Genomic DNA, 14,607 nt, shown 5'->3' with positions numbered 1-14,607 from the left:
CCTCGGGAGGTCCTTGCTTTGGCTCGGCTGGAGCTGGTCGGAGTCGAGAAAACCTTTCCTGGCGGGATCCCCGCGCTTCGGGGGGTTGACCTCACGGTTGAGGATGGCGAACTTTTCGTGATCGTGGGGCCGTCCGGTTCGGGAAAGAGCACGATCCTACGACTGGTTGCGGGCCTGGAGAGGCCCGACTCGGGGAGTATGAGCCTCGACGGACTCCCGATCGAGAACCTGGCCCCTCGCGATCGCGATGTGGCGATGGTCTTCCAGGATCAGCTTCTCTATCCTCATCTCGACGTCTTCGAAAACATGGCGTTCGGTCTCAGAGCCCGGCGAGTCGGCCGGCCTGAGATCGAGGAACGAGTCCGGGCCACGGCTAGTATCCTCAAGGTTGCCGACTGTCTCGGAAGACGGCCCGAGACACTCTCGGGCGGCCAGCGTCGGCGTGTTGCTCTCGGGCGGGCACTCGTGCTTCGCCCCCGCCTTTTCCTGATGGACGAGCCGTTCTCGGGGTTGGACGCGCCTCTTAGGGCATCGACGAGATCGGAGCTTGTCGAACTCCATCGGACGCTCGGCACGACGATGATCCTCGTCACACACGATCAGGCCGAGGCCCTCGCGATTGGCGATCGAGTAGCCGTTCTCGATCAGGGGCGGCTCCTCCAGGTGGGGAGGCCTCTCGAACTTTACGATCTGCCCTCCAGCCGAACCGTTGCCCGCTTCATCGGCCAGCCCGAGATGAACCTGCTCTCTGGCGAACTTGCCCGGAGTGAGGAAGGCCTGGAACTTCGAATCGGCGATCCGGCCGATTTACCAGTCTGGACCATCCGGCTCGACACTCGTCGGGCCACCAAGCTTTTGGCTTCCAAGGTTTCCAGGGTCCAACTCGGGTTGCGGCCCGAGCAAATCTCCGTCATCCAGTCCGAAGCTGCTCGACCGGGCCCGGGTGGTCCATCCTTCGCGTCGACAGTCCGGAGACTCGAACCGATGGGCTCCGAGACGCTGGCTTTTCTCGCTTTCGGTACCGAGGAGATCGTGGCCCGGCTCTCCTCCGGCATCTCGATCCGAGCGGGCGATCCGGTTATGGTCGAGATGGAGTTGGGCCGGGCCCATTGGTTCGACCCAGCTTCGGGAGACCGACTGGCCTGAGCCGGTCGCCATGCGATCAATTGTCCTGCTGGGACTACAGACCATGAGCCGGACTCTAGACCTGATCCACCCTCGCGACGAGATCCTTCGGACGATGGAGCGGATCTACCGCTATCGGATGACGACGACCTCCGGCGGAAATCTCTCGATTCTCGACGACGAAGGTGACATCTGGATTACCCCGGCGCGATTGGACAAGGGGAGCCTTCGCCGCGACGATATCGTTCGCGTCCGGCCCGACGGATCGCACGAGGGGCCTCATCGACCTTCTTCCGAATACCCGTTTCATCAGGCGATCTACCGGGCACGTCCTGATCTCCGAGGGATCGTTCACGCTCACCCGGTCGCACTGGTGGCGTTCAGCATCTGCCGGAAAGTTCCCGAGACGGCGGTCCTCCATCAGACCCGTAAAATCTGCGGCAAGGTCGGGTTCGCCCCGTATGCACTTCCCGGGAGTGCAACCCTGGGGCGAAACATTGCCGAGACCTTCGGAACCGGGGTCGATTGCGTTGTCCTCGAAAACCACGGGGTCGTGACCGTCGGCGGTGGTCTACAGCAAGCATTCGAGCGCTTCGAGACGCTGGAGTTCGCCGCGAAGACTCTCATCAAGGCCGGAATCCTCGGGAAAGTCAGGACCCTGGATTCCGACCCGGCCGACCTCTCCCCTAGACCGCCCTCGGCCCCTCCTTTCGAGCCGGATTTCGCCATGAGTCGAGAGAAGGACCTTCGACGCCAACTCTCCGAATTCGTTCGACGGGCCTATCAGCAACGACTGATGATCAGCACGCAGGGAGCCTTTTCCGCCCGTCTCGATGTAGACACCTTCTTGATCACGGCGCATGGAGTGGATCGGAGTCGGGTCGATGTCGGGGATCTTGTCCTGATCCATCAGGGAAAGCCAGAATCGGGGAAGGAGCCGAGCGGATCCGCTCGAAATCACCGGGCAATCTACCAATCTCATCCGACGATCCAGTCCATCGTGAATGCCTATCCGGTGAACGCTTCGGCCTTCGGCGTCACCGGCACCACGCTCGATTCGAGGACGATCCCCGAGAGCTATCTCTTCTTGAAGGACGTCGGACGGGTCCCCTATGGGGTCCAGTTCGGCGATGGCCAGGAACTTGCCCGCCTCGCCTCGCCCAAGGCTCCCATCCTGATCCTCGAAAATGATGGAGTCCAGGTCTGGGGTACGAGCGTCCTGGACGCCTTCGATCGTCTCGAAGTCCTTGAGACGACCGCCGAGGCCATGATCAACTCGCGACCCATCGGCTCGATGGTCCCGATGTCCGACGATGCGATCGCGGAACTCAATCGGGCGTTTGATCTCTGATAGGATAGACCGATGATTCGCGATGGAGATTGAGACGAATTTTCGGAAGTCGCGGAATTGATCGGTCCATTCACTGAAAGCTCATCGGAATAGTACACCCGGCCAATTTTCCGATATTTCTTTCGTCGATAATACTCCTGGTCGAGTTCTCGAACCTTCGAGCGTTCGACGACCTCGGACCAGGGAGCGATCATGCGACGACCTCGACTCACGAAATTGGTCGGATTACTCGTGGGCTGGACCCTCCTCGCCTGGAACGATTGGGCCTTGGCCGACGATTATTACTTCGTGATGATTTTCGGGTCGCAGTCGCGCCCGAAATTACTCAGATACACCCACACCTGGGCCACTTTCGTCAAGGCGACGGGCGAGGGGCCGGATCTTGCTAATTACGCGCTGGAAACCCACACGATCAGCTGGTTGCCCGCTTCGTTGAGGGTTCGAACCTTCGCACCTCGAGCGGAAACTGGGGTCAATCTGGGACTCGACGAAACAATCGATTATGTGTTGAAGAATGGCGAAAATGTGAACCTTTGGGGGCCATTCATCGTCAGGCCGGAGATTTGGGATCGATCACTTCGAATTCATCAGATCCTCGATAGTGGCCAGGCCGAGTATCGAGCGATCAGCACTTCTCGCGATCTTCTGATTTCCGACTGCATTCACGCTGTCGCGGCGGTCGATCCCGTCTTCGGTCGGAATCACTACCCCTTAATTCGTGTTGGAAAGCCTGCCAGTCGCTATATCGCACGGCAGATCATGACCCGAAGCACCTTCGACCAATGTGCCTTCGACCAATCCTGGCTTATTCCCCGACTCGGACTGAGCAGATATCCGATCGAAGTGATCCCTCCTCGGGTGATTCCCAAGGAATCTTGCCTCCTGTGCCGGCATCCGGATTGATCCATCGATCGTTACCTCTCGCCCGAACTCGACTCGTTGCGAATCGAATCTCGGGTGGCTATCTTGAGCAGTGCGGGCGAGACTTCCCAACGGGGATGGACCCATCAGGAGCGAATTCCTCCTTCCATGTCGATCCCCATTCCTTCGTACGATCTCTCGCAGCCTCTTGCCCAAGAACCGACGTCCCGCTCGCGGCGTCAGGTTTTCACGGGCTTCTCCATGGCTTGGTTGTTCGTTCTCGTCATCGGGCTTCTCCATACCTGGGCCATCTGGACGGGCCTCGGGGGACAGGCTGGATTCGAGAGCGATTGGCCATTGCTCTATGCCGACCACAGCATCCACTTCTACCACGGGCTGGTGTCTCGCCATTTCCTGCAATCGACGGGATTGATGGCCGGGTACGACCCGAGCTTCATGAGCGGCTACGCGATGAGCATCGTCTCTGACCTCTCATCGGCATTTTCAAGTTTGTTCGTATTTGCGTTTCCGTCGCGGCCCGCCCTGTCCTACAAGCTTCATGTGCTCTTCTGCGCGTCGATCGTACCGTGGCTGGTGGCCTTCACAGCAGCCGCCTGGCGATTGCGTCCGAGCGGAGTGGTCGCCGGAGTGGCCCTATACACGATCTATTTCTGGACAGCATTCCCGGCCAACTACTCGGCTCTAGGAATGATGGATTACATCCTTTCCGTGCCGCTGGGACTCCTGGCGGTATCGGGATTGACGGCCTATCTGGAACGTGGTGGCCTGTTCCGATGGTTCGTGGCGTCGATGGCCTGCTCGGCCGTATTCCTGGTTCATGTCACCAGCCCGATGTTAGTCGGGCCGGCGGCGATTCTGGCGTACGCGGTGGCAGTCCGGCAAGTGAGGCGAACGGGAGGGACTTTTCCCGTCTCGAGACACATCGGGCTCTTTGCCATCGCTCCCGTGATTCTGGCCCTGAACGCATTCTGGTGGATCCCGGGCTTGTTATTGGCGTCTACTAAGGGGAGTAGTGACCTCGCCTTCGCGCATCCCGAATCGGTGCTGGGGCGGCTCGTGGAACTCTTCTGGCAGGAGCCAGCGATCGAGGTGATCGCGCTGGGCCTGGCCATCGTCGGGCTGGCGAGCCTGGCACGACGCCTCCCGATCGCCTCGGCGGGTCTGGGAGGATTCCTGGTTGCTGGATTCGGTTGGGGCTATCTCGCGGGCTTTTCGCGATCGCTAGATTTTCTTCAACCGGGGCGGCATACGAACGCCTGCTTTACTGCGGCCTGCATAGCCGCAGGAATCGGGATCGCTGAGATTCTTGCGCGGATGCGATCGGCGAGGAGCGGACGCCTTGATCGTTTGGCGGCGGTCGGCTTTATCCTGATCGGACTCCGAATATTCGGATACCCCATGGTCAGATCGGTCCTTGGTCGGCTCGATTTCAATCCGATTGGCGTCAAACTCCTTGCCTGGCCCGATCCCGACTCCATCCGCAGAAGGTTTGGACCGGAGCCATTCCTCTCGAGCCTTCCAAAACCCCGTGCCGTTTGGTTAGTTGACCGGGTCCAGAAATACCTCAAGCCTGGCGAACGACTACTCTTTGAAGAGGCTGGACTGGCTGGCCCCGGGCGGCAGGACCCGTTCGAGGGTCGACACCTCAGCCCGATACTTCCACTCATGACCGGGGTCGAGGTGATCGGCGGGCCTTATCTTCACTCGACGGTGACGACCAACTTCACTCAGTTCGGTGAAGGTAAGTTGTTCGGCGTGTCGGACTGGAATCGCGATCAATTTGAACGGTACGCTCGACTTTACCGACCTTCGGCAATCGTCTGCTGGAGCCCGAAGTCGAGGGCATTCTGCCAGAATCATGCCGATTTGATCGAGATTTTGGAGGATGATGGCATTCTCCTGATCGCTCGAATCCGTGGTTTCGGTGGGGACATGATTCGAGGTACAGGCCGAGTCGAGGCCGGTCCGAATCGACTGACCGTTCATGACGCGAAAGCCGGGAACGACGGCCTTGTCGTCCTTCGATATCACGATGTCCCATTCCTCAGGACCGATCCACCGATCCCGATCGAGAGGGTATATCTCGAAGAAGACCCCGTTCCATTCATCGGATTTCGCCCGATCGAGGGCACATTGGTGATCGAAATGGACCTTTGGCGTCGTGTCAATAATTCGCCCTGAGCATCATTTCTGGGACTGATGCAAGAATTCTTGACGAGAACCATTGTGTTTTCCGGCTTCGTTGGACAAACTTAAATAGCTAAAATGGCGGAATCGATTCGAGCCAATCTTCAGGAATAAAATTCGGGTGCCGGCGGATTGAAGATCGACTTAAAAAAAGTTCTTTGAGCGTTCAGCAAGCCGCCCAATCCATCCCCGTTCTCTTCGACTGCGTGGGCATGGCCGGACTCGTCACGCTCGGTCGGATCTTTGGGTCGTGCCATCCGGCCTCGCAGTCGTGACGCCATTCGTGCTCATGCCCACGCAGCCGGGGAATTCCCTGGCGATCTGACGATAGAAGGCGTTCGTTGAAACCATCCGAGCTGTCGATCTCGATAGCGAATCGGTTTCGTGACCGGTACGCAATTTCCCATGATTCGAAAATGGACAGCTCGGCCTCGATTCTTTCAACGAATCAACGCATCGCTCCCGGAACAGGGAGGATGGGGACTTCTCCTCCTCGCGATCCGTCGGAATCAGATTGCCCGGATCGTCCTGGCGATGGTTATCGTCTGGGTCCTTGGGGCGACGGGAATCCACCTGGCGGAACGGGGCCAGGGTGGCCAAGGTCCCTTTGACACCTGGACTGAGTCGTTCTGGAACGTCTGGGTCATGATTTTCGCGGGCCCCGATAACGCGCCAAGCTCTTTGGTTGGCCGTTTGATCTCGATGGTACTTCTAGGCCTCGGAGTCGGTCTGGCCGGATTGTTCACCGGCTCGGTGGCCTCGATTCTGGTGACTCAGAATCTCAGGAGAAGCGAGTTGTCGAACTTCGAGATGGAGGACCACCTGGTCCTCTGCAACTGGAGCGAACGCGGCCTCCCCTGGATCCGGGAGGTCCACTCCAAAATCATCCAGGATAAACGGCCCGTCGTGATCATTCACGACAACCCCGAAGTCATCGATCTCCCGGATAAGCAAGATGACGCGGCATTCAACGATGTCTACATCGTCAAAGGTGACCCAACCAACGAGGTGATCCTCCGGAGAGCTCGCGTTTCGAGGGCTCACTCCGTCGTCATTCTCTCGGACGACCGGCAGGGCGAACATTCCGACGGCAAGACCATTCTCACATGCATCGCGCTGAGGAATCTCTGTAAAGGTGAGAAACAACCTAACGTCGCCGTCGAGTGCCGTAACGTAAACAATCGAAATCACCTCCTGCGTGCGGGCGCTGACGAAATCATTTCCTCGGATGAGCTCGGACTTCGACTCCTGGCCCGCACGGCCCTCTTTCACGGGATGACCCGGGTCTATCAAGAGCTGTTGACCGTAGGACGAGATGCGAACGAGATGTACCTTTTCCCGGTGACTGAGGGCCTGATTGGCCGGGATTTCGTCGAAATTTCCAGCATGTTCGCGCGTCACCGGGACGATAAGCGATCCTGCCTACTGATCGGAATCCAGCGTGGCGAGGAAATGATCCTGAACCCGGTCGGGCCCGATTCGCGAGCTGTCAAGGAAGGCGACCAGCTCATCCTCTTGAGCCGGGTCTTCCTCTCGAAGGCGCAACCCCTTCCCACCGTACCACCTATCCAACCCGACCCTGAACCCGTTTAACCCGTTGAGCAATTCTCAGAGGTTCATTCGGACGTACTATCCGGGACTCTTACATCCGGTTAGATACCACAAATAATTGTTTTCTATCCGATTGGATCGATGGACTATTAGGATACGGTTGGCGACGGACCTACCTTACTCCGACCCTCGGAGAGGATCACGATCCTGCAAACTTCGCGCGTCGTCGGAAGAGGTAGGCGGGAGACCGACCAATGAGCTTGATCGGCGACTTGATTCGATGGTTGTCGGGAGGTCGCGATGGCTACATGTCATTGGTACATTGCATGCGAGGCGACCTGTTCTGGATCGCCTTGACGGTGATGCTGGACCTTTCCATCGCTGTAGGCTACCTGCTCATCGCCAGGCATTGGTGGCTCAATGAGAGGTCGCTGCCGGACAGCCATGCGAAGAACGCTCTGGCGAACATGAAACGAATCTTCCTGCTTTGCGGGACTTGCGGTTATTTGTTCATACCGATCAAGATGTTCTGGCCGGCCTGGAGACTCTATGATGGGTTTCTCATCGGTCTCGCATTCTTCACCTGGCGATACGCCCTGAACTCACGAGAGTTGCGGGTGGTCTATCATGAGCTCGGTCGAACCAAGCAACTGGCCTTCGAGCTGGAAGAGTCCCGGGCCGAATCGAAACGGAAAAGTTTCTTTCTGAATGCCATCAGCCATGATCTTCGGACTCCCCTGAACGGCCTGATGCTCCAAGCAGACCTTGCCGAGATGAGTTTGACTTGCGATGAGCGGGAGACGCTCATCGAGGCGCTCCGGGAGATCAAATCGTGTGCGAGAAGCACCGCCGAGCTTCTCGGCAGCTTCCTCGAATTGGGACGGCTTGATTGGTCCGAGGATTCGACGCGGCCAACCCGATTCCTGCTCTCCGAAGCCGTTGATCAGGTCGTCACGTCGGGCCGCCCGATGGCCGATTTAAAAGGTCTGGAAATTCGTTGTCATGCACCGCAAGGGCTTCAAATCCGTACCGACCGGGTGAAGCTGGAACGGATCCTCCAGAACCTCATGAGCAATGCCATCAAATTTACCGATCGCGGTTTCGTGTCGATTGAAGCACGGCAGGAGGGGCGAGGGGTCGTTGTGAGCGTGGTTGATAGCGGAGTAGGGATCGAAGTCGGGTCGATGAGCACGATTTTTCATGAATTTTATCAGGTAAACAACAGTGAGCGGGATCGAACCAAAGGATTCGGACTTGGACTCACCATCGCCCATCGACTCGCAAGACTCCTCAAAGGAGATCTCACCGTCGAGAGCGAACTCGGTCGAGGCAGCAAATTCTCTTTCATGCTTCCCGATGTCGTCGACGATGCCTTCAACGGATCCTCCCGAGCCTCCTCGAGCTCGACTGTTGCTGGTCGAGGATGATCCATCTTCGAGAAACGCACTGCGGATTATCCTTTCTCGTCTCGGACTTGAAGTGCTCCATGCGGGGACACTCACCGATGCCTCGCGATTGTTAAGGAATCGACCAGATTATCTCGTGCTGGATCTCATGTTGCCCGATGGTGATGGGGTTAAATTGCTCGAGGAGATTCGCAATCTCGACCTGCCGATCAGGATCGCCGTTACGACCGGGACAATTGACCGCTCGCGAATTGAGTCGGTGCGCTCGTTCAACCCGGATGTTTTGCTGTTTAAACCGATTTCATTGTACGACCTGATCCGTGGATTAAACCTACGAGTCGATGCGACTTCGCGGGGTGTGCCGTCAAGCTTATAAATCCCCCCTGGGGTAGTTGACAGGTCAGCGATGTCGCCCGATATTGGATGCATCAGGACAGTCCGATCGCCCCAATTTCCGACCCGTCCCCGACGACTCGCTCCGCTCGAGACCCATCGTCCGGCCCATCGCCGAAATGTGGGTTGTCGGTTTCCCTGGATCGAGTGGTTTGGCAGTGACTTTGGTCGTCGAGGGAGGTTTAGTCGATGGCGAGTGTTTCTGCGTGGTCGAGGTTCCGGGCCATCCGATCCTGGTCATTGGCTTTTTTTCTGGCGTATGTCGCTGCTGCCGTGTTGCTCTGCCCGTTCTCTCCGGCGTTTGGCCAGGAGGCAGCCAACCCGGATAATCCACCCGCCGCCGCTCCCGAACCAGTCGCGGAAGCCCCGGCCGCCGAGGTACCCCCGGCCGATTCGATCGCTCCGACTGCCGAGACTCCCATCGCCAAGAAGTCGTTGCTTCGCTGGGCGATCGAGGCATCAGGACCGATTGGGTTGTTTCTCCTCTGCCTCTCGATCTATTTCACGGCTCTGGTCATCAAACTTTTCATGGAAATGAGGGTCAGCGAGGCGGTGCCCACTTCCCTCGTCGAGAAGCTGGAGAATGCGATCAAGGATCGGAAGTTTCAGGAAGCGTATGATGCCTGTCGGGACAACGAGTCGTTCCTCGCTCGTCTCGTTCGGACTGGGGTCGCCAATCTGCCTAACGGTCGGACCGAGGCCAAAGAGGCGATGCAGGCGACTCAGGATGAGATCGTCACTTCGATGGAGGCCAAGATCAGCTATCTGGCCATCATTGGAACCCTTGGCCCGATGATCGGACTTGTCGGGACCATCGCCGGCATGATCGCTAGCTTCCAGGAGATCGCCACCGCGGCGGGCGCGCAGCCCAAACCTGAGAAGGTTGCGGAAGGGATCTCGACGGCACTATTCATCACCCTGGAGGGGGTTTCGTTGGCGGTTCCGGCAATTTTCTTCTTCGCATTGTTCCGAAATCGGATCGCGACCATGGCGGTCGAGAGCGCCAAGGTTGCGGACCGCACAATCTCCGCGTTGCTTTCGGCCGCGAAGCAAAACAAGAAAGACTGAGCCGTCAAGAGTCGAGCGACCAGTCACGTTCCCAGCTCGCGGTAATCGACGAGGTGAATCATGTCTTCCAGCACGAGCAACGAACTTCGCGCCGAGCCGAATTTAACCCCATTGCTCGATGTTGTCTTTCAGCTGATCACGTTCTTCATGCTCGTCATCAATTTCAGCCAGGATAATTTCGATTCTCGGATCAGGCTTCCCATCGCAGGATCGGCTCGGCCTCAGGACGATGCGGGAAAGCTGGCCGAGGAACGACTGGTCCTGAACGTGGATGGGCAGGGGAACTTGCTCTTTAACGGTCAGACCCTCACGGCCGACGAGGCGACACAGAAGATCAAACTCGAAGCCCAGATAGCACGTTCCAATATCAAGGCGCTAAGGGGTAAGGTCGAAGTGGGCGCGGCGCTTCCCGCTCGCGTGGTGATACGGGCCGATCGAGACACGCCCTTTTCGGCTTTATTCGGCCTGATCTCGACCTGTCAGAGCAATGGCTATCAGAAGTTTGATCTCAAGGCGATGAACGGCCCCTGATCGCCAAGGCCAAGGTCTTCGTTCCGCTAAAGTCGGGCTATCGTACATTTCCTATCCGCGACGCGATCGGGGGGCTCATCCTTGAAGAAGATGCGGAGCATGGAAATCGAGATTCCGATCACGCCGATGCTCGATATGGCGTTTCAGCTACTGACCTTTTTCATCCTGACTTATAAACCGGCTCCGATTGAAGGGCAGTTTTCGATGAATCTCCTGCCCGCGCAGGCGGCCACCGAGATCTCGAAAGAGCAACCCAAGGAGGAAGCTACACCCTCCCTCGATGCCGAATTAAGGACTCTCAAGACGGTCCTCAGGGCGGGCGAATTGGGACAACTGGGTGAAGTGACGCTCGCCGATAATCCGGTTGCGGATCTAGTTGAACTGAAGAAAGAACTCGAGGTCTTCGTCAACGACCCCAATGTCGTCTTTGATCAGGCCCTGATACGAGTCGACCCACAGCTCAAGTACTCCGAATTGGTCAAGGTCATCGATGTGTTCGCGTCGCTCAAGCCGAAACCCCTGACCAAGATCAGCTTTGCCGAGCTCGATCCTTCGGGGGGTGAGGAACCGCCCCAGTGATCCGATGGTCCTCCTCGATGTTCCGAGGGACTGAGTTACCCCGATTGCTTTTACTGCTCGCCATCATCGTGGTCGGGGCACCGATTCTGGTGCGCTTCGCCCGCCCCGGGGTGAATCATGTTGCCCCGGTCCCTCCTCGTTTGCAAGCGGCCAGTCTAAAACCTGTCGTCCCCGAACAGGGGGTCGAATTTCAGGCGATCACCGATAAGTCGCCGGTCCAGGGTCGCGAGAGTGCCGCATATGCGGAGCTACTCAGGAGGGCGCGACAAACACCCTCCTCGGAACTCGCCACCGCCGCCCGGAAAGACATCCTCTATACCCATCTTTGGGAAAGGCCCGAACGCTACAGAGGAGTCCCGATCCACATCGAAGGGACGGCCAAGCGAATTTTAACCTACGAGGTTAACCCAGAACTTGCACCTTCGGGACGACTCTTCGAGGCCTGGGTTTATTCCGACGAGAATCGAGTGGTCCCGTACGTCCTGATCTTCGCAGATCCTCCGAAGGATCTGGTGATCGGCCCAGACCTGTTCGTTCGAGTGAAGTTCGACGGATACTTCATGAAGCTCTTGAGGTATACCGCCTCGGATCATGCCAGGGCTGCCCCGATGCTCGTGGGCCGACTCACGACGATTCCTAAGGCGGCCGATGCTCCCGCACCAATGGTCGAGTTTCGCAACTTCGCCCGTCGTGATGGTTTCATCATCGTTTTTGTGCTCCTGCTCGGTTACATTGCCATCCGGGCGTTTTTTGTGATCCGCAAGGCTCTTTTTCCGGGACGTCCGAAGTCGGCTCGAATCAGCCAGGATCTGGAACGATCCCCAGATGAAATCTTGGAATGGCTTCAAAACTTCCCGGACGAGGAGGTCGACGATCGAGACTTCCCTGAGGATCCTGGGCCTCGCCCTCGATAAAAAGCGGCCCTGATCGAGGATAGATCGTCCTAAAGCTACCGATGCCCCCCGACCTGAAGGGAGTCCTCCTTGTCCTCGAATCGGATCCTCTGTGCCTTTGCCATGATCGCTTGTCTCGTCCTTGGAGCGGATAACCCTGCACCAAAGGGATATGTCTGCGGCCGCGCAAAAGCTCCCATCGTCGTCGATGGCCGCCTGGATGAGGAGTCCTGGCAACTCGCGTCTTGGACGGATGACTTCGTCGACATCCAGGGGGATGCGAAGCCGCTTCCGCGATTTCGGACCCGCGTCAAGATGCTCTGGGACGATCATTATTTCTATATCGCAGCCCAACTGGACGAGCCCCATGTCTGGGGTAAGCTCACCGATCACGACTCCGTGATTTTCCAGGACAACGACTTCGAAGTCTTCATCGATCCCGATGGTGATAATCACGAATACTACGAAATCGAGATCAATGCTCTAAACACCGAATGGGACTTACTCCTTGAGAAGCCTTACCGAGATGGCGGACCAGCGGTTAACGCCTGGGAAATTCCCGGTCTGAAGACCGCCACTAATGTTAACGGGACGATCAACGATCCCAAGGATATCGACGAATCCTGGACCGTCGAATTTGCGTTTCCTTGGAAGGTCCTGGCCGAGAGGGCTCATCGTGCCTCGCCTCCGAATGCTGGCGATCAGTGGCGCGTGAACTTCTCACGAGTCGAGTGGGAACATCGCATCGAAGGGCAAACTTACAAAAAGGTGGAAGGGAAACCCGAGGATAATTGGGTATGGTCCCCCCAAGGTGCGATCGACATGCACCGTCCGGAGAGATTCGGCTACGTCCAATTCTCGGGCGAACTTCCCCCTAAAGACTCCTATCATCCCGATCCAACAGGCCCCGCGCGAGATCGGCTCATGGCCATCTATCGAGCCCAGCGCGAATACCATGCCAAAAACAAAGCCTGGGCCGGATCGCTGGAAGAGTTGAGTATGGCCGATTTGAAGAGCGGTGAAGGAGAATCCCGTCCGGTGATCGAAGCCACACCCGAAGGATATACGGCGACGATCAAGTTGAATCCCACCGAGGGTCGTCCCGAGCAGACACTGATCATCCGGGCCGATTCCAGATTGTCGCAACAAAACGCAAAGCCTTGATCTCGAGAACTTGTCATCAAAATCCATCGAGTCCGAGAGGAACCCGAGCAGCAAGACAATGCCAAGCCCGGGAGCGTATGGCCGCTCGAGGTCTGGAGTAGCATCGAGCACCGGGGACCACCGCCGAATTTTAGCGAACGATCGCACGAGTATGCTGTCGCTCGACCCTAAGAACCTGGATGTGTCATCTGGATCTTCGTGCAGTGCGTCCATTCACGGCGAGCGGTATCTCTGGATCTCCTCAGGATGAGAGTCGGTCTCTTCCTGTTACTGAGCACGCTACTGGTCGAGCCCGATCGTCAAACGGTCGAGGATGTCGAGGTCAACGTAACGAACACCGACGAGTTCCGGCGAGCCGTTCTCGAGGTAAGGGCTGGATCGACGATCCTGATCGCTCCCGGAAGCTATCCGGGAGGTTTGACGATTCGGGGGATTGTGGGAGAACCGGGACGTCCGATTCGATTCCGGGCGGCCGATCCTGCAAATCCCCCAGTGTTCCAGGGCGGATTATTCGGCATCCATTTATCGGAGGTGTCCCACGTCGAGTTGCTGGATCTCGTCTTTGAACGAGCAACTGATAACGGGATAAATATTGATGACGGTTGGATCCTGGCGAAGCCGTCCCACCACGTCGTTCTTAAGCGTCTCATCGTCCGGGACACCGGTCCGTCCGGCAATCGGGACGGCATCAAGCTCTCGGGTCTAGACGACTTCCGGGTCGAAGATTGTACCGTGGAGCGTTGGGGAAATGGTGGATCGGGCCTCGACATGGTCGGTTGTCATAGGGTGTCATCCAAACTGTAAGTTTCGCCACTTCGATTCGACCGGCCATAGCGGAATCCAGGCCAAGGACGGAAGCAGCAATATCGAGATTGGTCGATGTCGTTTCGAGCACGCTGGTCAGCGTGCCCTGAATATCGGTGAAAGTACGGGATTGGACTTCTTTCGTCCAAATCCTCGCGGATACGAGGCACGGGCGATCTCCATTGAGGACTGTACGTTCCTCGGCTCGATGACGCCAGTAGCCTTCGTAGGTGTGGATGGGGCGACTTTCCGTCACAATACCATTTACCGACCCAGGCGATGGGGGATTCGAATCCTCCAGGAAAACCGCATTCCTGAATTCATTCCCTGCCGGAACGGTCAAGTTGTCGACAATCTGATCGTTTATCGCTCGGACGAGATGGTGATGCCTGTAAATGTTGGGGAAGGTACGTCAGCAGAGAGCTTTACCCTGGCCCGAAATGTCTGGTTTTGTCTCGACTCACCGGAGAGGAGACGGCCCAGGCTTCCGATCCCCGAGATAGACGGTGCTTATGGTATCAATCCCCACTTCCAAGATGCTGAGCATGGAGACTTACGACTTCGCGGCGAAAACTCCGCGATTCGGGCTGGCGTCAGATCGGTACCGATTGGTTCCCCCAATCTTGAGCCTTGACTGGACCGACAATCCGTCCCGGAGTCGTCAAACGGCTTA

At 57.5% G+C, this 14,607-nt stretch carries 14 protein-coding genes; all 14 read left to right on the top strand.

Translation table 11 applies throughout. From position 1 onward, the window contains the following. Positions 1-18: 18 nt before the first annotated feature. The 14 genes from P12x_RS21410 to P12x_RS21345 all read left to right on the top strand — a co-directional run bounded on the left by P12x_RS21410 (position 19) and on the right by P12x_RS21345 (position 14,568). Positions 19-1,146 carry an ABC transporter ATP-binding protein gene (locus P12x_RS21410; RefSeq protein ID WP_435006808.1) on the top strand — a complete coding sequence of 376 codons (1,128 nt, stop codon included), beginning with the start codon at positions 19-21 and terminating at the stop codon, positions 1,144-1,146. 43 nt (positions 1,147-1,189) lie between these two features. Beyond that, entirely contained in the window at positions 1,190-2,476 is a 1,287-nt protein-coding gene (locus P12x_RS21405) for a class II aldolase/adducin family protein (protein WP_435006807.1), read from the top strand. A 231-nt stretch (positions 2,477-2,707) separates the two neighbouring features. After that, positions 2,708-3,379: a hypothetical protein gene (locus P12x_RS21400; protein WP_435006806.1), complete on the top strand. Its 672-nt coding sequence runs from the start codon at positions 2,708-2,710 to the stop codon at positions 3,377-3,379. A gap of 219 nt (positions 3,380-3,598) precedes the next feature. Continuing rightward, entirely contained in the window at positions 3,599-5,539 is a 1,941-nt protein-coding gene (locus tag P12x_RS21395; protein WP_435006804.1) for a hypothetical protein, read from the top strand. A gap of 801 nt (positions 5,540-6,340) precedes the next feature. Then, on the top strand, positions 6,341-7,138 hold the full coding sequence (locus P12x_RS21390) for a potassium channel family protein (protein ID WP_435006803.1): 798 nt from the start codon (positions 6,341-6,343) through the stop codon (positions 7,136-7,138). A gap of 212 nt (positions 7,139-7,350) precedes the next feature. Beyond that, entirely contained in the window at positions 7,351-8,523 is a 1,173-nt protein-coding gene (locus tag P12x_RS21385) for a sensor histidine kinase (protein ID WP_435006802.1), read from the top strand. Continuing rightward, positions 8,507-8,878, top strand: coding sequence for a response regulator (locus tag P12x_RS21380; RefSeq protein WP_435006800.1), 372 nt, complete (start codon positions 8,507-8,509; stop codon positions 8,876-8,878). Before P12x_RS21385 ends, P12x_RS21380 begins: the two co-directional genes overlap by 17 nt. Positions 8,879-9,084: 206 nt before the next feature. Further along, a complete protein-coding gene (locus tag P12x_RS21375; protein ID WP_435006799.1) occupies positions 9,085-9,963 on the top strand; it encodes a MotA/TolQ/ExbB proton channel family protein in 879 nt (292 codons plus the stop codon). Between the two features lie 60 nt (positions 9,964-10,023). Further along, positions 10,024-10,494 carry an ExbD/TolR family protein gene (locus P12x_RS21370; protein WP_435006798.1) on the top strand — a complete coding sequence of 157 codons (471 nt, stop codon included), beginning with the start codon at positions 10,024-10,026 and terminating at the stop codon, positions 10,492-10,494. 99 nt (positions 10,495-10,593) lie between these two features. Further along, positions 10,594-11,073, top strand: coding sequence for an ExbD/TolR family protein (locus P12x_RS21365; protein WP_435006797.1), 480 nt, complete (start codon positions 10,594-10,596; stop codon positions 11,071-11,073). A gap of 17 nt (positions 11,074-11,090) precedes the next feature. Continuing rightward, positions 11,091-11,987: a hypothetical protein gene (locus tag P12x_RS21360; protein ID WP_435006796.1), complete on the top strand. Its 897-nt coding sequence runs from the start codon at positions 11,091-11,093 to the stop codon at positions 11,985-11,987. 69 nt (positions 11,988-12,056) lie between these two features. Next, on the top strand, positions 12,057-13,130 hold the full coding sequence (locus P12x_RS21355; RefSeq protein ID WP_435006794.1) for a carbohydrate-binding family 9-like protein: 1,074 nt from the start codon (positions 12,057-12,059) through the stop codon (positions 13,128-13,130). 198 nt (positions 13,131-13,328) lie between these two features. Beyond that, positions 13,329-13,934, top strand: coding sequence for a hypothetical protein (locus P12x_RS21350; protein ID WP_435006793.1), 606 nt, complete (start codon positions 13,329-13,331; stop codon positions 13,932-13,934). Continuing rightward, positions 13,879-14,568 carry a right-handed parallel beta-helix repeat-containing protein gene (locus P12x_RS21345; protein ID WP_435006791.1) on the top strand — a complete coding sequence of 230 codons (690 nt, stop codon included), beginning with the start codon at positions 13,879-13,881 and terminating at the stop codon, positions 14,566-14,568. Before P12x_RS21350 ends, P12x_RS21345 begins: the two co-directional genes overlap by 56 nt. The last annotated feature ends 39 nt before the right edge of the window (positions 14,569-14,607 follow it).

This window comes from Tundrisphaera lichenicola (assembly GCF_051175385.1).
Taxonomy (GTDB): Bacteria; Planctomycetota; Planctomycetia; order Isosphaerales; family Isosphaeraceae; genus Tundrisphaera; species Tundrisphaera lichenicola.
Note: the sequence above shows the minus strand (reverse complement) of the source record. Positions and strands in the feature narration are given on the sequence as shown.

Bases quoted from the DNA above. Each gene is read 5' to 3' on its own strand.
- P12x_RS21385 (WP_435006802.1), top strand. From the start codon at position 7,351: ATGAGCTTGATCGGCGACTTGATTCGATGGTTGTCGGGAGGTCGCGAT.
- P12x_RS21365 (WP_435006797.1), top strand. From the start codon at position 10,594: ATGGAAATCGAGATTCCGATCACGCCGATGCTCGATATGGCGTTTCAG.
- P12x_RS21375 (WP_435006799.1), top strand. From the start codon at position 9,085: ATGGCGAGTGTTTCTGCGTGGTCGAGGTTCCGGGCCATCCGATCCTGG.
- P12x_RS21345 (WP_435006791.1), top strand. From the start codon at position 13,879: ATGGTGGATCGGGCCTCGACATGGTCGGTTGTCATAGGGTGTCATCCA.
- P12x_RS21370 (WP_435006798.1), top strand. From the start codon at position 10,024: ATGTCTTCCAGCACGAGCAACGAACTTCGCGCCGAGCCGAATTTAACC.
- P12x_RS21360 (WP_435006796.1), top strand. From the start codon at position 11,091: ATGTTCCGAGGGACTGAGTTACCCCGATTGCTTTTACTGCTCGCCATC.
- P12x_RS21395 (WP_435006804.1), top strand. From the start codon at position 3,599: ATGGCTTGGTTGTTCGTTCTCGTCATCGGGCTTCTCCATACCTGGGCC.
- P12x_RS21405 (WP_435006807.1), top strand. From the start codon at position 1,190: ATGAGCCGGACTCTAGACCTGATCCACCCTCGCGACGAGATCCTTCGG.